The sequence below is a fragment of the Nonomuraea sp. NBC_00507 genome, assembly GCF_036013525.1.
GTDB lineage: Bacteria > Actinomycetota > Actinomycetes > Streptosporangiales > Streptosporangiaceae > Nonomuraea.
On record NZ_CP107853.1, the window covers coordinates 2,122,630 to 2,141,833 of the forward strand.

General features: G+C 69.4%; 18 protein-coding genes. 2 read left to right on the forward strand and 16 right to left on the reverse strand.

Annotated features, from left to right (window positions below):
* Positions 1-112 precede the first annotated feature (112 nt).
* From OHA25_RS10845 to OHA25_RS10910, 14 genes are all read right to left on the reverse strand, one after another.
* On the reverse strand, positions 113-1,249 hold the full coding sequence (locus OHA25_RS10845; protein WP_327587435.1) for a methyltransferase domain-containing protein: 1,137 nt from the start codon (positions 1,247-1,249) through the stop codon (positions 113-115).
* A 317-nt stretch (positions 1,250-1,566) separates the two neighbouring features.
* A complete protein-coding gene (locus tag OHA25_RS10850) occupies positions 1,567-2,988 on the reverse strand; it encodes a pyridoxal phosphate-dependent decarboxylase family protein (protein ID WP_327587436.1) in 1,422 nt (473 codons plus the stop codon).
* Positions 2,989-3,069: 81 nt separating this feature from the next.
* Positions 3,070-3,492 (reverse strand): hypothetical protein, encoded by a 423-nt coding sequence (locus OHA25_RS10855; protein ID WP_327587437.1) that lies wholly within the window; start codon positions 3,490-3,492, stop codon positions 3,070-3,072.
* Between the two features lie 31 nt (positions 3,493-3,523).
* Complete coding sequence (locus tag OHA25_RS10860) at positions 3,524-4,702, reverse strand: ABC transporter permease (protein ID WP_327587438.1); 1,179 nt, start codon at positions 4,700-4,702, stop codon at positions 3,524-3,526.
* The gene (locus tag OHA25_RS10865; protein WP_327587439.1) at positions 4,702-5,376 is read right to left on the reverse strand and encodes an ABC transporter ATP-binding protein; all 675 of its coding nucleotides are present in this window, start codon (positions 5,374-5,376) and stop codon (positions 4,702-4,704) included. The genes OHA25_RS10860 and OHA25_RS10865 overlap by 1 nt, the downstream gene beginning before the upstream one ends.
* Positions 5,369-7,099 (reverse strand): peptidoglycan-binding protein, encoded by a 1,731-nt coding sequence (locus tag OHA25_RS10870; RefSeq protein ID WP_327587440.1) that lies wholly within the window; start codon positions 7,097-7,099, stop codon positions 5,369-5,371. Before OHA25_RS10870 ends, OHA25_RS10865 begins: the two co-directional genes overlap by 8 nt.
* A gap of 9 nt (positions 7,100-7,108) precedes the next feature.
* Positions 7,109-7,996, reverse strand: coding sequence for a hypothetical protein (locus tag OHA25_RS10875; RefSeq protein WP_327587441.1), 888 nt, complete (start codon positions 7,994-7,996; stop codon positions 7,109-7,111).
* Complete coding sequence (locus OHA25_RS10880) at positions 7,993-8,862, reverse strand: hypothetical protein (RefSeq protein WP_327587442.1); 870 nt, start codon at positions 8,860-8,862, stop codon at positions 7,993-7,995. The genes OHA25_RS10875 and OHA25_RS10880 overlap by 4 nt, the downstream gene beginning before the upstream one ends.
* Before the next feature lie 33 nt (positions 8,863-8,895).
* On the reverse strand, positions 8,896-9,858 hold the full coding sequence (locus OHA25_RS10885; RefSeq protein ID WP_327587443.1) for a hypothetical protein: 963 nt from the start codon (positions 9,856-9,858) through the stop codon (positions 8,896-8,898).
* A complete protein-coding gene (locus tag OHA25_RS10890; RefSeq protein WP_327587444.1) occupies positions 9,855-10,178 on the reverse strand; it encodes a PadR family transcriptional regulator in 324 nt (107 codons plus the stop codon). The genes OHA25_RS10885 and OHA25_RS10890 overlap by 4 nt, the downstream gene beginning before the upstream one ends.
* Positions 10,179-10,253: 75 nt before the next feature.
* The gene (locus tag OHA25_RS10895; protein ID WP_327587445.1) at positions 10,254-12,767 is read right to left on the reverse strand and encodes a glycoside hydrolase family 9 protein; all 2,514 of its coding nucleotides are present in this window, start codon (positions 12,765-12,767) and stop codon (positions 10,254-10,256) included.
* A gap of 139 nt (positions 12,768-12,906) precedes the next feature.
* Positions 12,907-13,503, reverse strand: coding sequence for a GNAT family N-acetyltransferase (locus OHA25_RS10900; RefSeq protein ID WP_327587446.1), 597 nt, complete (start codon positions 13,501-13,503; stop codon positions 12,907-12,909).
* Between the two features lie 21 nt (positions 13,504-13,524).
* The gene (locus OHA25_RS10905; protein ID WP_327587447.1) at positions 13,525-15,003 is read right to left on the reverse strand and encodes an APC family permease; all 1,479 of its coding nucleotides are present in this window, start codon (positions 15,001-15,003) and stop codon (positions 13,525-13,527) included.
* A gap of 37 nt (positions 15,004-15,040) precedes the next feature.
* Positions 15,041-15,673, reverse strand: a complete 633-nt coding sequence (locus tag OHA25_RS10910) for a GOLPH3/VPS74 family protein (protein WP_327587448.1) — start codon at positions 15,671-15,673, stop codon at positions 15,041-15,043.
* A gap of 236 nt (positions 15,674-15,909) precedes the next feature.
* Between OHA25_RS10910 and OHA25_RS10915 the strand changes: the two genes are divergently transcribed.
* Positions 15,910-16,713: an N-acetylmuramoyl-L-alanine amidase gene (locus tag OHA25_RS10915; RefSeq protein WP_327587449.1), complete on the forward strand. Its 804-nt coding sequence runs from the start codon at positions 15,910-15,912 to the stop codon at positions 16,711-16,713.
* A 54-nt stretch (positions 16,714-16,767) separates the two neighbouring features.
* Here OHA25_RS10915 and OHA25_RS10920 read toward each other — a convergent pair whose 3' ends face one another.
* Positions 16,768-16,953 (reverse strand): hypothetical protein, encoded by a 186-nt coding sequence (locus OHA25_RS10920; protein WP_305924348.1) that lies wholly within the window; start codon positions 16,951-16,953, stop codon positions 16,768-16,770.
* Positions 16,954-17,229: 276 nt separating this feature from the next.
* Between OHA25_RS10920 and OHA25_RS10925 the strand changes: the two genes are divergently transcribed.
* A complete protein-coding gene (locus OHA25_RS10925) occupies positions 17,230-18,048 on the forward strand; it encodes an SAM-dependent methyltransferase (RefSeq protein WP_327587450.1) in 819 nt (272 codons plus the stop codon).
* A gap of 12 nt (positions 18,049-18,060) precedes the next feature.
* On the opposite strand, the gene OHA25_RS10930 is transcribed toward OHA25_RS10925, so the two are convergent.
* On the reverse strand, positions 18,061-19,203 hold the full coding sequence (locus OHA25_RS10930; RefSeq protein ID WP_327587451.1) for an FAD-dependent monooxygenase: 1,143 nt from the start codon (positions 19,201-19,203) through the stop codon (positions 18,061-18,063).
* Between the last annotated feature and the right edge of the window lies 1 nt (position 19,204).

A 19,204-nucleotide genomic window follows, 5' to 3' on the forward strand; every position in this document is an offset into this window, starting at 1 on the left:
TGCATCCCCGATCGGCCCGTTGTCGTTCGGCGAGTTCTCTTCGAAGTTCGCCACGGTCACCGAGAAGCCTCCGCTCCGGGTGCCGTGGCGCAAGCCGGGGGCTCGGCGTTGATCAGGACAGCACGTGCTCCGGACTGTCCAACCAGATCTGCTGACCTTCCTGTGTGATGGTCAAGCCGAATCTGTCGCGGCCTGGCTCTCCCCAGCTCACCCAGCGGAAATAGGCATCAACAACCTCATCCCACACAGGGCGGTCGCCGACCTGGTAGACGCTGTACTGCTCCTGGTCCGGCCGCCACTCCACAACGGCCCACGAATAGGCGGTTGTCGGATCGGACACCCACATCCGGAAAAGCTCGCCGTCCTCGTCCGCATCCTTCATGCTGCTTGAGGACAGGCCCGTGATCGCGGAAATGGCCAGATCCGCTCCGGCCGAAGCGTAGGCGATCGTGCGCGGGTCGATGCGCGTCGTGACCCAGTGCTTGTCCCGCGGCCCGCGCGCCGGTTGGTCCGGGATGTAGCGCTGCGAGCGTATCGGCATGTAGGAGGCGAAGCCCCGGAATCGTCCGACCGCCGTACCGTCTTGCAGCACCATCAACCGGACCGAGTGGTTTTCCCCGAAATTGGGGCAATATGGCAAGACGATCTTCGCTCCTGGACGGCACTGCTCAACCCAGGCGTACGGCACGGCACGAATGCCGCAGGTGACATGGACGCGATCGAAGGGCGCGTGTTCGGCGTGGCCCTTCGTGCCGTCGCCCACGATGAGATTCGGGTGGCACCCGGCGTCGTCCAGGCTCTTGGCGGCCTGTTCGGCAATCTCCGCGTCAACTTCGATCGAGGTCACACTGCCATGGACCCCGACGAGCTGCAACAGCAGAGCGGCGGTCCAGCCAGTGCCCGTGCCGATCTCCAGTACCCGATTGCCAGGGTCGGGGTCCAGGAGATCCAGCAGGTCCGCCACTGTGCTCGGCGCGGAGGCGGAGGACGTGTAGTCGCCTTCCAACTCGCTGAGGGCAGTGGTGCCGTCGTTGAGCTGGGTGACGACGCTCGTATCCGAGTAGACCGTGTCCAACCAGGTATTGGGGTCTGTGCTGTGGTCGATAAGGAACGCTTTGCCGGTCTTATCGCGCGGCGAGATGAGCCCGACCGTGGGTATGAACAAATGGCGCGGCACCGCTCGGATCGCCTGCTTGACGAAGTCTCGAACCTCTCCGTCGGGGTCGAGCTCGGCGATCAGGCGATCCATCCGCGCAGCGTCCACTACTTCCCCTTGCCCTTGCCGCCGGAGTGCTGGCCGGATCCTGTCTTGTTCTCGTCGTTGTTACTGCCGCCCTGGCCTCCTCCCCGCTTGGGATCGAGTGGTCCTTCCTTTGGACTGCTGGGATCTTTGTGCTTGCCCACGTGGAACCTCCATGACTCGTGATTACTCAACGAGACCATAGGATTACGTATCGGCTTTGAACAAGTAGCACTTGCGACTCCACTCTCTAACTCCGCGTTGGACGTATTTGCTGAATGCCGACAAAGTCCTCAATGCGGGTGAGGACGTTAGGGTTGTGTCTTCTACGAGCCGTGGATGACCGACAGGAAGCGCACCAGCACCGCCTCCCGGCTGGTCGCGGGGAGCGCGTCGAGCACCGTGTTGACCATGGCCATCTCCGGTTGCCCCGCTCCCGGCCGCAGGTCCACGCCCACGGATGCGGCGAGTTCGGCGAACGTGGCGTCGTCCAGCGCCTCCAGGTCCATCCCCGCCACCAGGTCCACCAGCCCATCGGGCAGGACGGCGGGACCGCGCGAACGGGCGGCCTCCGCTGACTCGGCGATCACCTTCAGCATGGATTCCGCTCCTGCCAGCGTCACCCCGGTGACCGTGATGTGCAGGTTGGCCGGGATGCCCGCGTAGGAGAGTTGTGGTTGGAGGAACCAACCGCGCCGCCGGGCCTCGTCCGCCAGCACGAACACATCGATCCCGTCCCCGGCGAACGCCACCAGAGACGACTCCGGCTCACCCAGCACCCGCAGCCCGGAGATCGCGGCGAGGCCCTCGCGCAGCCGCCGCGTCGCCTCCAGCGTGACCCGGCCGAGCTCCTCGTATCCCTGCCGGCCCAGCGCCTGCAGGGTGGCCCAGGCGCCGCCGAGCGGGCCCGCCGACCTGGAGCTCTGAACGGTCGCGTTGATGATCGTGTAGCCGGGCCAGCCGGCCGAGGCGAAGTACGCCTTGCGGCGCATCGCGGGATCGGCGAAGAGCACCACCGAGGCACCCTTGGGGGCGTACCCGTACTTGTGCAGGTCGCAGGAGATCGAGGTGACGCCGGGCACGGACAGGTCGAACAGCGGGATCGCGGCGCCGGCCGCGCGCAGCCACGGCAGCAGCCACCCGCCCACGCACGCGTCCACGTGGCAGGGGACGCCGGCCGCCGACGCCACGGAGGCGACCTGCTCGATCGGGTCGATCACGCCCTGCGGGTAGGACGGCGCCGAGGCGACGACGAGGATCGTGTTCTCGTCGATGGCTGCCTCGACATCCTGCGCCCGCACCCGGTACGTCTCCAGGTCCACCGGCACGGCGACGACCTCGACGCCCAGGTAGTGGGCGGCCTTGTGGAAGGCGGGATGGGCGGTGACCGGCACCACGAGGTTCGGACGAGGCTTGGCTTGAAAGTCCCTGGCCGCCTTCACCGCCAGCATGATCGACTCTGTGCCGCCGCTGGTGAAGATCCCGTGACCGCCTCCGAGCAGGTCGGCGACCGCGCCGACGACCTGCCGCTCCATCTCGACCACGCTCGGGAACGCGGTCGGGTCGAGGCAGTTGACCTCCAGCATCTCGAAGTACGCTCGCGCCGCCGCGTCGTTGACCTCGGCCCGCCCGGTGTCGTAGACGTAGGCGGTCACCTGGCCGCCGCGCACCGGTAAGTCGTGCTCCTTCATTCTGGCCACCTCGGCCAGCAGGTCCTCGGCGGTCCGTCCGGTCAGGGGGAGGTTCACGGGAGCTCCTTCGTGGTGCGGCCGTGCACGAGACGGCGAACGACCGAACATAATTCCGCCGCGCTCTCCCGGTCAATGGTCTCAGTCCGGCGCCCAGTACTTCTCCATGATCTTGTCCAGCTCCCCGACCACGGGCCGCCAGCTCGCGGGCAGCGTGAAGCGAGTGGCCTGCCGCCCCTTGTAGGCCAGCCGGTAGGCGAAGAAGTCCGCCCCCGGCGGCCGCGTCTCCGACCGGCCGATCCGCAGGTCCTTCAGGTACGCCCGGAGCCTGCGCTCCTCCTTGCCGGTGAGGCACTTGTCGATGGTGGGCCCCGTGCGGCGGTCCAGTCGCACGCAGCCGTTGCCGTACACGATTACGTGGTCCTGGAGTCCCGCGAAGCCGCCCTCCTTCCTGAAGTCGACCAGCACCTTCTTCTGCGCGGTCACGGCCGTGGCCTGCGGCGCGGCCGCGCTCACGGTCAGGGCGAGCACCGGCAGGAGCACGACTCGCCAAATTCTCCTCATGCCCCTTGGACGCGTCGCGGCCGCGAATGGCTCATCTGAGCGCGTCCACCGGCTCCATCCTGGCCGCCCGCAGGGCCGGGTACAGCCCGGCCAGCAGGCCCACCACGGCCCCGGCGACGGGCGCGGCGAGTGCCAGGCGCACGTCGAGGAGCGGCGTCCACTGCTTGGCCGCGGACACGACGACGACCGTCACCACGCCCAGGCTCGCGCCGATCACCCCGCCCGCCAGCCCGATCAGCGTCGACTCCAGCAGGAACTGGGCGGCGACGTGTCGCCTGGCCGCGCCGAGCGAGCGCCGCAGGCCGATCTCGGCGATCCGCTCCATCACGGTGACGAGCGTGACGTTCGCGATGCCGACCGCGCCGACGACGAGCGAGACCAGGCCGAGGATCAGGAACAACGCGTTGGCGTCAGCCTGCGCCTGGTCCCGCGCCCGCGTCGGGCTCGGCGGGGCGATCACGTGCAGCGTGTCGCCGTTCCCCGGGCTGAGCGCGTCCGGGGCCTGCCCGGCGATCAGTTCTGCGGCGCCCAGGCTGGTGTTGATCAGCACCCTGGTGACGTCGCGCAGCCCGAAGTGGTGTCCCACGGTGGGTGGCACGATCACGGCGGTGCTCAGGTTCGGCTCGCGGCGCAGCTCGCCCAGGATGCCGATGACGGTGTACACGTGCCCGCCCACGAAGATCGCCGGCGCCCGGTCGAGGTCGCCGATCCCGAGCATCTTGGCCGCCTGGTCGCCGATGACTGCCACCCGGTCGCCGCGCCGGATGTGCCCGGCGTCGTAGAACCGGCCCCGCACGATCCTGCCGCGCGCCGCCTCCGGCAGGCCGGTGGTCGCCGCCAGCACGGTCAGGGTCTGCGCGGTCACCCTGGTGGGGTCCACGATGGCGTTCGCGCGCACCGAGACGTTCGCGCTGTCCTTCGACTCGGCCACGGCGGCGGCCGACTCCACGCCACGCAACCGGGTCAGCCGGTCGATCGCGTCCCACTCCACCAACGGGACGTTCTCCGACTCCGGAACCTCCACGGTGATGGCGGTGGCGACCAGCTCGTCGAAGCGGCCGACGATCTGGTTGCCCGCCGTGGCCGCCACACCGAGCGTGACGACCAGCGTGGTGATGCCCAGCACGGTGCCGAGCGTGGTGAGCGCCGTGCGCACGGGCCTGGCGAGCAGCCCGGCGAGGGCCTCGCCGGCCAGGTCTCTGATGTCCATCAGTCGTCCGCCAGCACGCCGTCGGTGATCCGGGCCCGCCGCGCGGCCCGCTCGCTGACCTCCCGCTCGTGCGTGATCATCACCAGGGTCAGCCCCTGTGCCCGCAACTCGTCGAACAGCTCGAGCACGGCCTCGGTGTTGCGGCTGTCCAGGTTGCCGGTGGGCTCGTCGCAGAGCAGCAGCGACGGCTCGCCCATGAGGGCCCTGGCGATGGCCGCGCGCTGGCGCTCGCCGCCCGACAACCGGTCGGGTGGGAAGCTCGTCCGGTGGCCGAGCCCGACTCGCTCCAACGCCGCCAGGGCTCGCTCCCGCCTGCCCGTGCGCGCCCGGCTGTTGTAGATCTCGGCGAGCATCACGTTCTCCACCACACTGCGGTGGGAGAGCAGGTGGAAGGACTGGAAGATGAAGCCGATCCGCTCGCCGCGCAACCTGGTCCTGGCGCCGTCCCGCAACGTCGTGGTCTCGACGCCGTCGAGGCGGTAGCTGCCCACGCTCGGCCGGTCCAGCAGGCCGAGCACGTTGAGCAGCGTGGACTTGCCCGACCCCGACGGGCCGGCGATCGCCAGGTAGTCGCCTCGGTCCACGCGGAGCGACACGTCGTCGAGCGCCATGACCGGCGGCTGGGCGGGGAAGGTCTTGCGGATCCCGCGCAGCTCGATGACCGGCTCAGCCATCCCCGACCACCACCCGGTCACCCTCCTTGAGCGCGCCGGTGACCTCGACGTTCCCGTCCGCTGCCAGGCCGGTGCGTACGTCGACGTCCTTGGTCCGGTCGGGGGCGTACTCGACCCGGACACGGGCCTTGCCGTCGGCCCCCGTGATCACGGCGGCCACCGGCACCACCAGGACGGGCTCCTCGGTCGCGCCCACCGTCACCCGCGCCGTCACCGGGGTACCCGCCCGCAGCCCCTTCGCCGAGTCCGGCGTCAGCAACACCGGCTGGGCTCCGTCCTTGGGCTCCTCGGCGCCGGGGACCCGGGCCCGCTCACCGACCGCGGTGAGCCGCGCCTGGTACGTCTTGCCCGTATCGAGCTCGATCACCGCCTCCATGCCCGGCCGCAGCAGCTCGGACTCGGCCGCGTCGACCGACCCCGTCACCATGAAGGAAGACCCGGTGACGGTCGCGACCTCGTCCTCGATCCGTTGCCCCGCCTTCACCTCGCTCTTGTCCACCCGCGCGGGCAACGTGGGCAGGAACACGACCTCGCCGGGCGGGACGACCGTCCCGTACGTACGCGCGAACTCGGCCAGCAGCGCCTTGGCCGCCGTCACGTCCTTCTCGGCGCCCGCCACCTTGAGCCTGGTCGGCGAGAGCCGCCTGGCCTGGCGCAGCGCCTGCTCCGCGATGGCCAGTCCCTCCCGTGCGGCTCGCACGGCCTTGCGCAGCTCCTCCAGCTTGGTCTCCCGGGCCTGCTCGGCCTCCTCGAGAACGCGTTCACGGGTGGCGCGGGCCGCCGCGAGATCCGCCCTGGCGTTGGCCGCGCGCATCTCAAGAAGCTGCGTGTCGGCAGCCGGGGCAGCGGTGGACGGCGGGGCGGTGGTCCCGGGGGCGGCGGAAGGCGGGCTTGCGGGCGGGTTCCTGGCCGCGTCGAGGGCCTGCTCGGCCTCCAGCAGCTTCTCCTCGGCCGCCCGCACCGCCGCGTCGGCCGCCGCCAGCTTGGTCTCGTCCTCGGGCGTCAGCCGCCGCGACTCGGCCTGCTTCAGCGCTCGCTGCGCCGCGGCCAGGTCGGCCTTCGCATTGCGGACCTTGAGCTTCAACGGGAGCACGTCACGGCCCTCGTCGAGTGCCTTCTTCTCGGTCGCGAGCGTCTCCTGCGCCGTCTGCACGGCCTTGCGCAGCGTGTCGTACGTCTGCCGGTCGGTCAACGACGGTTGCTGGGCCTCGTAGCCTTTCGCCGCGTACATCCTGGTGACGGCGGCGATCGTGGCCCGGTCGAACACGCCCGAGCGTGGCCCGCCGTATCCCAGCCTGCGCAGCGCCCCCTGCAGTTGCTCGACGTCGTCGCCCTTGGCGCCGGGCGTGATCGTTCGGTGCATCGGCACCGGGCCGCGCAGCGCGAACACCGGGCGGCCGTTCACCTCCATCAGCACCGCGCCTTCCGCGAGCCGGCCCTTGCGCGGCGCCCGGGTGGCACGCTGCAGTTCGGACGTGCCGCCGACGGCCCCGGCGAGGCTGATCGGCAGCGGGGAGCCGTACTCCAGCGTGCCGCTGACCACAACGGTGCTGACGAGCTTGCGGCGCTCGACGGCGGCGGTGATGAGCGAGGGTTTCGGCGCGGCGCGGCGGGCGGCCTCGTCGGCGGGGGAGCGCAGCCGGGTGCTCAGCGCCCAGCCGATCACGGCGACGACCACGACGCCCGCCATGACCGTGACGAGTAGCTTGCGTGGTGAGGTCATGAGCGGTCGTCACATGCCGAACTGCTCGTTGATCTGCTTCTGGATGGCGAGATCCTTCGGCAGGTAGGCCGCGTAGAAGTCCTTGCCGCATTCCAGGTCGTCGAGCGCGGCCTTGATCTCCTTGGCCAGGTACGGCCTGGCCTCCTCAGGGGTGAGCGTCGGCGAGTACCTCGTCGGGATCTCGCCCTCCTTCACCGGAGGCGGGACATCGGGTATGTCGTCACGCTGTGCCCGTCCCAGCCGGTCCTCCTGATCGGCGAACTGCTTCGTGCCCCGCTCGGACAGGGCCTTCGGCGTGGTGCCGGAGATGGAGTAGCCCTTGCCCTTCAGACACGTGGCCATGGCGGAGGCCAGCTCCACCAGCCGGGGATCGGAATTGAGGGTGCTCTCGATCGCCCGGTTGGAGGCCTTGTTCAACTGGCCGTAGTAGTCCATGTCCGACTTCACGTCCAAGCCGAGCACCTGCTTGACCGCCACGGCCATGCAGGCGTCGCTCGCCTTCCGATAAGCGCTCATCTGGGTCTTGGACAGCGAGGACTGAATCGCCCAGTTGGGGTTGATCTCGGGGTTGTCGGGCTTGACGGCCGGGTTGCCGAACTCCTTGGGGTAGACGTGCATGGCGAACACGCCAAACCCATATTTTTCGCGAAATTTCCGCATTGCTGAGTAGTCGCCGGAATCGCGCTTGTCGTCCTGCAGGGCCCACTTCTGCTTTGACACGAAGGCGACGTACTTGAAGCCTTTCTGCTTCATGCAGTCCGCTTTGGCCGCTTCGAGCTGGTGCTTCTTGTCCCCGGCCGAGGCGGTTGGGGATGGCGGCGCGCTCTCGGCGGCGCCCCCGCAGCCGGAGATCGCGGCCGCCGCCGCCACGGCCAGGAACGTGCTCCCGACCCTCATGCGATCTCCACCCCGCCGAACAGCTGGACGACCCGCCGGCTGATCTCGTTCTGCTTCGGCATGTAGGCGGCGTAGAAGTCCTTGCCGCACTCCAGGTCGTCCAGGGCCGCCCTGACCTCCTTGGCCAGGTGCTGCCGGGCCGTGGCCGGTGGGAGGCGGGGGTCGATGTACCCCCCGCGGCTGTCCTTGTCGGGGATGTCGTCGTTCAGGGCGATCCGCTTCTTCTGCTCCTCGAACTCCTTCCAGCCCCGGTGGCTCATGTCCACCGGCTTGACGGAGTCGACCCGGTAGCCCTTGCCCTTGAGGCAGTCGCCCATGGCGGAGGCCAGCTCGACAAGCCGGGGATCGCCGTTGAGCTCGCGGTCGAGCGTCTGCTTGATCATCTGGTTCTCCTGCTCGGCACGGTCCTCGTCGGACTTCACGACCCGGCCGGTGACCTGCTTGACCGCCTGTGCCTTGCAGGAGGTGAGCGCCTTGTCGTAGGCGGCCTGCTGGGCCGGCGAGAGCTCGTTCTTGATCGCGAAGTTGGGGCTGTCGGTCTCGCTCCAGAGCGCCTGCTTGCGGTCCGGGTGGGCGAGGAGGAAGAAGACGCCGAAGCCTTGTTCCTGGCGCTCCTTCCGCATCGCCGCGTAGTCGCCAGAAGTGGCCTTCTTCCACTCGTCGTCGATCTTCGGGTCGGGGACCCAGGCGACGTACTTGAAGCCCTTCTGCTTCATGCAGTCGGCGATGGCTGACTGAATGCGTTGCGGCTGATCGGATGGGCTGCCGCTGATCGTCTCCGGCGCGGGTCGCGCCTGCGTCGTGGAGGCGCATCCGGCCATCCCGACGAGGCAGAGCACGGCCAGAAGCAGGGGTCTGTTCGGCATGTCGATGACCATACTCCGTTAAACGGAGTATGGTCAATCCATACAATGCCGCCGGTGACGGAAGGGCGCGACGGCGGCCCACCCGGCCAGCAGGACGAGCACGCCCCAATAGGCGAGGTGTTGCCTGGTCAACTGCTCGACATGGATGATCAGCTGGCCGGAGGCGGCCAGCAGGTAGATGCCGCACGCCAGCGCCCACCGGTGGTCACGCGCCAGGTAACAGCCCGCCGCCGCCAGCCCGAACGCCACCGCCTCCACCGCCATCCTCGGCAGCCCGAGCGGGTATGACGTCTCCTCGGCCATCCACGCGGGACCGGCCCACGCCGCGGCGAGAACAGCCGCGAACCACCACCACGACCTGGCCCGCAGCGCCGGGCGAGGCACCGAGGCGAGCACCACCAGGCCGGCCAGCACCACGGCGTATGCGGCCGCCACCGCGAAGGGGCTGCTGTCCGCGAAGAGGGCCTGGTCGGCGAGCCATGACGGGTGGACAGGCAGCAGGGTGACGTCGAACGGTTGCTCCCCGCTCGCGATCGCGACCGCTTTGACGCCGACGGCGAGGGTGAGGGGGAGTGCCGGTCGGACCCATCCCCGCAGGACGGCCAGCAGCGCGAGCGCCGACAGCAGCGTCCACACCGGCAACGTCCCCGCGTACGGCAGCAGTGCCGCCAGGTTCGCCGCCGCCACCGCCGTGACCGCCAGGTGCAGGCCGTCCACCCACACGTTGCCCGTGGCCTGATGGGCGACGCGGCTGCGCACGCCGCCCACGAGCAGGCCCCAGGCCTCCTTGAGCGCCGGGATGGACCGGCCCGGTTCGGCGGATTCCAGCAGGACGTCGAGCAACTCGTCGCCGTGCGTCGCGCGGTACTGCCTCGGATAGGCCAGCAGCAGCCTGCGGTATCGCCGCTCCAGCGGCGTCGAGGGGAGGGCCGGGGTCGTCGACGGGGCGGTCGGCTCGGCTGCGGGCAAGTGGCCGGTCGGCTCGACCGCCGTCATGGGGCGGATGGGCGCAGGACGAGGGACGCGGCCGCCTGCATGCGTCTGGCCTCGGCCTCCACCAGCGCCTGGCCCTCGTCGGTGATCCTGAAGTAGCGCCGGTTGCGGCCGTTGACCATTTCCTCGCGATCCACGGTGATCACACCGCGCTCGTTGAGACGCTCCAGGATGCCGTAGAGGGTCCCGACCGACGGCTGCACCCGGCCCCCCGACAGCTCCTTGATGGACTTGCTGATCGCGTGTCCGTGCAGCGGGCCCGCGCGCAGGGCGGTGAGCACGAAGTACATCGGCTCGCTGACTTCAGACGTTCCCCTCGGCATGCGCCGACATTATTCCGTTGAACGGAGCGTGTGCAATGCCTGTGCCCGGCGGCCCGCAGGCCGCCGGGCGGTCGATCATCGGCAGCGGTCGCCGTTGAGGTGGAACACCTCGGGCGCCGGGTTCGGTCCCCACGGGTTGGCGCCGGTGAAACCGAAGGTCACGGACCTGCCCGGCCTGATCTGGCTCTGGCCTTTCGCCGTCACCACCGAGCCGGACTGCGACAGCTGCGCGCCCCAGTCCTGCCGGACCCGCTGGCCGCTCAGGAAGGACCAGCGCAGGCTCCAGCCGTTCACGGTGTGCCTGCCGGTGTTCTCGATCACGACCTGTGCGGCGAACGTGCCCGAACCGTGCGCGGTGTAGCGCACCCGGCAGTCCGAGCGCTGCCCCTTTTCGGCCAGGAAGGCCGACACCCAGGCCAGCGGGGAGTTCCAGTTGATGGTCAGCTCGTTCGTCGACCACGACTCGATGTGGTCGATGTAGCAGAACTGCGGCTTGCAGCCCCGGAGCAGCCGCTGCGCGAGCGGGTCCTGGATGCTGGAGTTCGGGCCGCCGGCCAGCGTGCCGCGCGGCGGGTTGGGCAGCGCGGGGTCGAGCTGGTGGGCGTACCAGCGGCTGTGCTGGTTTTTCGAGGCCACTTCGCCGTAGCCGGTCACGTACGACTGGTTGAGCGCGTTGCGGCCCAGGATGTAGTCCATGCCCTCGCGCACGGCCGACCGGTACTTCTCCTGTCCGGTCAGGTCGAACGCGGTGGCCATGACGACCATGTTGTTCAGCACCAGGTTGTTGGAGCCCCAGTCGAAGTCCGGCGGGTTGTACGGCAGGCCGTACGGGTGCGCCTTCTGGATCGCCAGGTACTTCTCGGCCCCCTCGATCACCGACTGCCGCACCCGCGCCCGGTCGGGCAGCCCGTTGGGCACGGTCGCCAGGTCCAGGCGGCCGAGCTGGGCGGTGTTGCCCCAGTCGAAGCCGCGATCACGCCAGATGTCACCGGTGTGGTGCGGCGAGGCCAGGACGAAGTCCTTGAACTCCTTCTCGCCCGTCGTGATGTACAGCTCGGCCGCCGCCCAGTAGAACTCGTCGGTCACGTTGTCGTCGTTGTAGGCGCCACCGCCGGTGCCGTCGTTCGGGTCGGCGTACTTGGCCGGGTTGGCCTTGGCGGCCGCCCACGCCTTGCGGGCCGCCTGGAGGTTCTTGGCGGCGAACGCGGCGTCGTACGGGGCGAACAGCCGGGCCGCCTGCGCCGCCGTCGCGGCCAGGTTGAGCGTGGCGGCAGTCGAGGTCGGGTGCAGCTCGCGCAGCTGCGGGTCGAGGTGCGGCAGCAGGGGGAGCCCGGTCCAGTTCTGGTCGTGGATCTTGTGGTGCGCCATCCCGGCGAGCGGCTTGCCGTCCGGCACCTGCATGCTCAGCAGGAACTCCTGCTCCCACCGGGCCTCGTCCAGGATGTCGGGCCTGCCGTTGCCGCTCTCGGGGATGTTGAGCTGGCCGTCCTTGAAGGCCGCCTTGTCCCGCTCGTACGCGGCCATGAGCTGGTAGACCGAGATGCCGCCGTTGACGACGTACTTGCCGTGGTCGCCGGCGTCGTACCAACCGCCCTTGACGTTCAGCGAGTAGTCGCAGACGCCCGGCTGGCACGGCACGCTCACGTCGCCCTGGTTCGGCGCCACGCCGACGTGACCGGCAGGCCTGCCGTAACCCGGCCGGAGGCTGTCGAGGATCTCGATGCCGCTGCGCTGGGTGTAGTAGAACTTCAGTGCGTCCGCGGGCAGCTGGTCGTAGATGCCGGCGTCGATGTCGAACGGCCGGCTGGTCTCGCCGTCCGCCGTGATCGTGTAGTCCTTGCCGGGCTTGTGGTATCCGCTGAAGTCCAGCGTGTGGACGTTCTGCCCCGAGCTGGAGTCCACGCCCCTGGGAGTGGTGCTGCCCTTGGCGACGGTCACGTTGGCGGCGTTCTTGAGCTCCCAGTCGAGCGCGGTGGTCGCGGTGGTGACCACGGTCGCCTTCTTGGGGCCCGTGGGGAGGTAGCCGACCATGTTCACGCGGACCCGCGGGCCCGTGTCCGGCTCGTAGACCTCGGGCTCCGCGCCGCCCTTGAGCGACACGTCGTCCATGCAGAACCTCCAGGGCTCGGCGCTGCCGCCCAGCTGGAACGCGACCTGGGAGTTCGGCAGCGACGCGGGAGCGGTGAACGTGTAGGAGTAGGAGTTGCCCGAGACGCTCATCTCGGGAGCGGCCGACAGATACTGCGTCCACGGGTCCACGGGAAGCTGGATCAGCGCCCTGCCGACCTTGGCCGGGGTCGCGGAGGCATAGAACTTGTAGGCGTACGTCTCGCCTTCCACCAGCGGGATGTCGTTCTGGCCGATGATCACGTCCCACGGGTTGGCGGTGCCGCCGGGGATGTCGGCGCAGAGGCGTCCCTCGTCGACGGCGAGCGTGACGTTGGCGGTGCCCCACCAGGGGGCGGTTCCGGCGTCGAAGGTGCCGTTCACGATCTGCTCGGGTCCCTCGTCCGCGGCGTGCGCCGCCGTGGCGGGGGACAGGGCGACCATGGTGAGGAGGGCCAGTAAGGCGGCCCGGCTTCGTGTCATGGAGGTCCTTCGGGGGGGTTGGGAGCGCTCCCATTAGAGCGATCCGATCCTCCTTTCCCACCGCCGCCGCGTCAACGGGTCCGCACCATCGGTCCTTGAAGACTGTGAAAGTTTCACGATCGGCAGCGGCCTTGCCGGGTCACGAGCCGCCCGGCCGCCACATCGGCCAGAACATCGTCCCGTCCGGCAGGGCGAACGGGTCGCGGACCTGATAGCCGTGGCGGGCGTAGAGGTCCCTGCTGCCGGTGCTGCTGGCCACCAAGTACGCCGCCACGCCGCCCAGCCGGCTGTGGTGGTGCCGCAGCAGCGCCGAGCCGAGCCCTTGGTTCTGCCGGTCAGGATGCACCGCCAGGAACGCCAAGTAGTGGTGTGGCTCCGCCGGATGGTGCTCCTCGAACAACCCGTCGAGCACGCGGAAGTGCTCGACCCACTCGCCGGCGCACTCGGCCAGCCGGCGGTCGTAGTCGCGCGGGGCGGGCAGCGGCGCGGTGTGGGGGAACCAGACCGCGGCCGCGTGAGCGTCGTCGATGAGGTGGATCTCGCCGTGCTCGAGGGCGTGGTCCACGAAGATCCGGAAGTTGGCGGTCAGGATCTTGTGCCGCTCCCTGCGGTCGGGCACGAGGTAGCTCACCGCCTTGAGCTGGGCGAACGCCGTCGCGATGAGCTCGGCCACCTGCGGCGCGTCCTCTTCGGCCGCGCGCCGGATGTCCGGGCGCATGACGAAGGTCTCTCCCATGGCCTATCCCCTCTCGTCAGATCAGGTGATGTCCCGGGCAGTGGCCGCCTTGGCGCCCATCCCCACGTGAGAGTAGACCGCGGGTTGCCTGGACCGCAGCCTGATCGCCCACAGCAGACCCACGACGGCGGCGACGCCGTAGACCGCAGGCAGGATCCAGGCGAGCGGGTCACCCTCGGACACGCCCAGCAGCGTCGCGAAGTTGTCCAGCGCCAGCCACACCATCACGGCGAGCGCGATCGTGGCGGGCACCGGAGCGATCAACCGCCGCCCGATCGTCTCGCCGCTCGGCTCGCGGAGGAAGAACGCGATGATCGCGACGGACGTCACGAAGATCAGCAGCAGCACGCCGAACCCGCCGAACGAGCCGCCGTAGAAGAACAACTGCACCAGCGGGTCGAGCCCGAGCAGTGCGTAGACGGCGATGACGACCAGCCCGAACACGCTCTGCGCGATCGAGCCCGCCTTGGGCGCCCCGCTGCGGGCCCGCGTGCGGCCGAAGACGGCAGGCAGCACCCGCTCGCGCCCGAGCGCGAAGAAGTAGCGGGCGGTGGTGTTGTGGAAGGAGATCATCGCAGCGAACAAGCTGGTCGCGAAGAGCACCCTGGCGATGTCCACCACCGTGCCGCCCAGGTGTTGCGTGGCGAGCACGAAGATGGTGTCGGCCTGGTCGCGCTGCGCCGTGGCCACGATGTCGGCCGGGCCGGTGGCGACCGTCATCGCCCAGGACGACAGCGCGTACAGGCCGGCGATGATCGCCACGGCTGAATACGTCGCCAGCGGCACGGTGCGCCGCGGCTCGCGGCTCTCCTCCGAGAAGACCACGGACGACTCGAACCCCACGAATCCGAGCGTCGCGATCACCAGCAGCGCCCCCACGCCCGGCTCGAACAACGCGCCAGGCGACAGGGCCTCCATGGAGAAGCCCGCCGGCGCCGGGTTGAGCAGGTCGGCGAGGTCGAACAGCAGGATGACCGCCACCTCGGCGGTGAGCAGAACGGCCAGCAGCCGGCCGTTGACGTCCACCCGCATCACGCCCAGTGCCGCCACGAGCGCCCAGGCGATCAGCGACACCACCCACCAGGGTGGCGTGAGGCCTGCCCACCGTTCGATGAGCGGGGTGGTCGCCGCGCCGAAGGCCCCGTACAGCCCGACCTGCAGCGCGTTGTACGCGATCAGCGCCACCCAGGCGGCCGCGATGCCGGCCGGGCGGCCGAGCCCGCGGGCGACGTAGGTGTAGAAGGCGCCGGCGTTGGCCATGTGCCGCGCCATCGCCACGTACCCGACTGAGAACACCGCCAGGACGATGCCCACGACCAGGAACGCGATCGGCAGTCCGGTGATCTCGGTGATCGCGTACGCGGTGGTGACCACTCCGGCGACGACGGTGAGCGGTGCCGCGGCGGACAGGACGAAGTAGACGACCGAGGGTGCGCCGAGCCGGTCGGCGGCGAGTGCGCCGGTGATCGGGTCGGGCACGACGGACTTCACGGTGCGCATCGTGTTCCTTTCTGGGGGTCCGTGGGGGTCGGGCCGGTCAGATGCGGTACGTGAGGACGGCGTCGCCCACGGCGGCGCCGACCTGGCGGCTCAGGTCGCTGAGTGGCTGGGGCATCGCGGCCAGCAGCGTGGTCAGGTAGTGGCGGGCGGCCCGGCGGTCGGACGGCTCGTCGAGGACGGTGTCGGTCAGGTCGCACGCGTCCACGAGCGTCGCCAGCGCCATGTCCTGCGGGGACAGCGGCTGGCGCCGGGCCAGCCCCAGTCGCAGTCGCGTCACGGGCCACATGGCGCGGCTGAAATCGGTGGAGAAATAACGGACTTGTTTGCGCTTGAGTAGTTTTGGGGCTTCACGTTGGAGCAGCCCGGCCGTCTCCAGCCGTCCGCTCACATCCGCCACCGAACGTTGTGCCAGATATGCGAGCCACGTACGTATGTCTGTGTGGTGTGCGGAATTGATCATTTCGGACAGCGCGTTATCGGCCACCTTCTCCTGGACCGGCCGCGGGTCGACCACGCCGAGGCGCACGCCGCTCACGGCGATCCGCTGCGCCAGCACCAGCTCCGCGATCAGGGCGCCGGCCAGGCCGAGCGCGATTCCCTGGAGGTGCATGCGCGGTTTGCCCGAGCCGGTCGTATCCCAAGCGACGAGGAAGAAATCATCGGCAAGCACCTTGAATCGGTCCGCTCACTATCACTCGTTGGGGATGACCGGCTGAGGGCGCGGCGAGGTGGCCGCCAGCGAGAACATCTATCAAGAAGGCCATCGCCCGGGTAGGCCCATTTATTGCAAGTCCGGATATTGACGGAATTAACGCTCAATGTACCTATTTATCCGGTCGGGGATGCGAATGGCCCAGGTTGGCTGCGTATTGGGCGGGCCGACAAGCGCCCGGTACGGTCGGGACCATGCGCGCGTACCTCGTGGCACTCACCACGCTGGCGGCGCTGTCCACCGCGTGCGGCGGCGTCGTGCCCACCGCGCACGAGACGGCGCTGCCCGCCGGACCGTCTCCCGCAGACTCGCCCGGCACCCGCTCGCCCGCCGCACGGGCGCTGGACGGGAAGGTCGTGGTGCTCGACCCCGGACACAACGGCGGCAACGCCGCACATCCGGAGGAGATCAATCGCCAGGTCGACATCATCACCGGTCGCAAGGCCTGCAACACGACCGGCACGCAGACCGACGATGGATTCCAGGAGCACGCCTTCACCTGGGACGTCGCCGGCCGGCTCAAGCCGATCCTGGAGCGCATGGGAGCCAAGGTCGTGCTCACCCGGCCCAACGACAAAGGCGTCGGCCCGTGCGTCACCGAGCGGGCCGCCATCGGCAACGAGGCCAGGGCGGACGCCGTCCTGTCCATTCACGGCGACGGGGCCGAGCCGAGCGGACACGGGTTCCACGTGATCATGCCGGGGCTGCTTCCCGGGCACAACGACGACGTCGTCAAACCGTCACGGCGGCTCGGGCTCGCCGTGCGCGACGCCTACCGCAAGGGCACCGGCCTGCCCTACTCCAACTATCGGGGCCGCGACGGGCTGGAGACCCGGACCGACCTGGGCGGGCTCAACCTGTCCAAGCGACCGGCGGTGTTCATCGAGTGCGGCAACATGCGCAACCCCGGCGACGCGGCCAAGATGTCCGATCCCGCCTTCCGCCAACGCATCGCCACCTCCCTGGCCAACGGCATCAAGCGCTTCCTGATCGAGTAGCCCCGTACGCCCAACGGCTGCATCGGCGGGCCGAGCTCGACGGCGGAAGAGCCCTCAGCCGTCGCGACAGAGTGGCTTGCCTCCCACCACGCACGCGATGTCGCCGAGCTGGCAGCTCAGCAGGGTGCCGTCCATGCCGAGCACGAGCACGAGGTCGCGTCGAGATGGATGTGCAAGCATGACCCTGCCGACCACGCCATTGTCCAAGACAACGGTCGGGCGGCCTGCCGCGATCTCCATGCCCTCGTGACTCCTTCCGATGCGGAACCCTCCTCACCAGGATGCACAGGCCGGTGTCCAAAGCGCATCGGCCATCCGGCTGTATTTACGGTCATCCTCGGCGTTACAATCCCGCCCCGGAGACCACCGCCGCGCGCACGCCTCAGGCGATCTCCGTAGCCCTTCCAGGTGGCGCCTCTAGTAACGAGAACATGTTCTCTTCCAGCTGACCGTCCTGCCGGAGGAGCCGAGTAGGATTGGTGCCACGTAGCACCTGGCGAAGGAGACCGCACACACGTGACCGAGCTAGAACGCGTTCCGCCCGGCATCGACCCGAGTGTCCCGAGTTCTGCCCGGGTGTACGACTACTTGCTTGGTGGCAAGGACAACCTCGCCATCGACCGGGCGGTTGCCGAGAGGGTTCTCGCGGTGGCCCCGGACACACGCCTGGTGGCCAGGGCCAACCGGGTCTTCCAGGTCGAGGCCGTTCACCACGCGGCCGCGCTGGGCGTGCGGCAGTTCATCGACCTGGGCACCGGCATCCCGACCTCGCCCAGCATCCACGAGACCGTCCGCAAGGTCAGCCCCGCCTGCCGGGTGATCTACGTGGACTACGACCCGGTGGTGCGCATGCACGCCGAGGTGATGCTGGCCGACGCCCCCGGCATCGCCTCCATCCAGGCCGACCTGCGCCGCCCCTCGGACATCCTCGACGACCCCCACGTCACCGGCCTGATCGACTTCGACCAGCCGGTCTGCGTGCTGATGGTCGGCGTGCTGCACTTCGTGATGGACGCAGAGGACCCCGCCGGCATCGTGGCCGCCTTCAGGGAGCGGATGGCGCCCGGCAGCTTCTTGATCATCTCCCACGCGATGGCGGAGAGCGACCCGGAGGCGATCGCCCAACTCCAGATGGCGACTGCCGGGACGTCGGCCCAGGGCAGGTTCCGCGCGCACGAGGAGGTGCTGCGGCTGTTCGACGGGTTCGAGCTGATCGGGCCGGGCCTGGTGCCCGTGCACGAGTGGCACGTCGAGCCAGCCGACGATCGCCTCCCGCTGCTGGACGACAAGCCCCGGCTCCTGATCAAGGGCGGGGTCGGGCGGCTCAAAGCCTGATCCCCCGGTGGTTCAGTACGTCTTGAGCTCGATGTCGGTCGCGAGCTTGTCGCCCATCTTCATCATCAAAGCCAGCAGGAAGCGGTATTTGAAGATCCAGTTGCGCATCCGGATCCCGGCCGACGTAGTAGGGGCGAGGAAGGGGCCGGCGTTGCCGTTCTTGGCGATCTTGGCGTATCCGCGGAGCTGACGCTCGTACTCGGCGAAGGCCGCATGGTGGTCGCCGCCGGCCGCGGCCAGCTCGCCGGCCAGCACGTACGCGCCCACCACCGCCAGGCCCGTGCCGAAGCCGCCCAGGGTGTTGCCGTACGCCGAGTCGCCGAGCAGCACCACGCGGCCCTTGCTGTAGCGGTCGATCCTGACCTGGCTGATCGAGTCGAGGTAGACGTCGCCGGCGCGGTGCACCGCCTTCATGACGGCGGGGACCTGCCAGCCCACACCCGCATAGACCCGTGCCAGGATGTCCTTCTGCTGCCCGGCGTCGTAGCGGTCGTAGTCCAGCCGGTCGGAGGCGAAGACGAAGAACGCCGGCGCCTTCGGTCCGCCGATCGCGACCATCCTGCCGGGCTCGTTGTACATCATCGCGGCTGGGCCGAAGTCCTCGTCCAGGTCCACCAGGGCGTAGTAATGACCGAGATGCCGGACATAATCGGACTCGGGGCCGAAGGCCACGCGGCGCACGGCCGAGTGGATGCCGTCCGCGCCCACGACCAGGTCGAACGTGCGGGGCGAGGAGCGCTCGAAGGTCACGTGCACGCCGGTCGGGGTCTCGGTGAGCGAGGTGATCGAGTCGCCGAAGACGTACTCGCAGGCCGGGGCCGTCTTCTCGTACAGCAGCCTGGACAGGTCGCCACGCGTGATCTCCAGGTCGCCACCGGTGAACTCGCCCGGCATGATCGCCAGCGTGCGTCCGTTCGCGTCGACGATCTCCTGGTCCGTGCCGCCGGTCTGGAGCCTGCGTACGTCGTCCAGGATGCCCATGCGGGCCAGGACCGTACGGTGGGTCTCGCCCTTGAAGTCGACGGCCTGGCCGCCGAGGCGCAGGGCCGGGGCCTTCTCGACGACCGTGACGGTGAAGCCGTAGCGGATGAGCCAGTGGGCGAGGGCCGGGCCGGCGATGCTGGCGCCGGAGATGAGGATGTTCGCGTTGCGCATG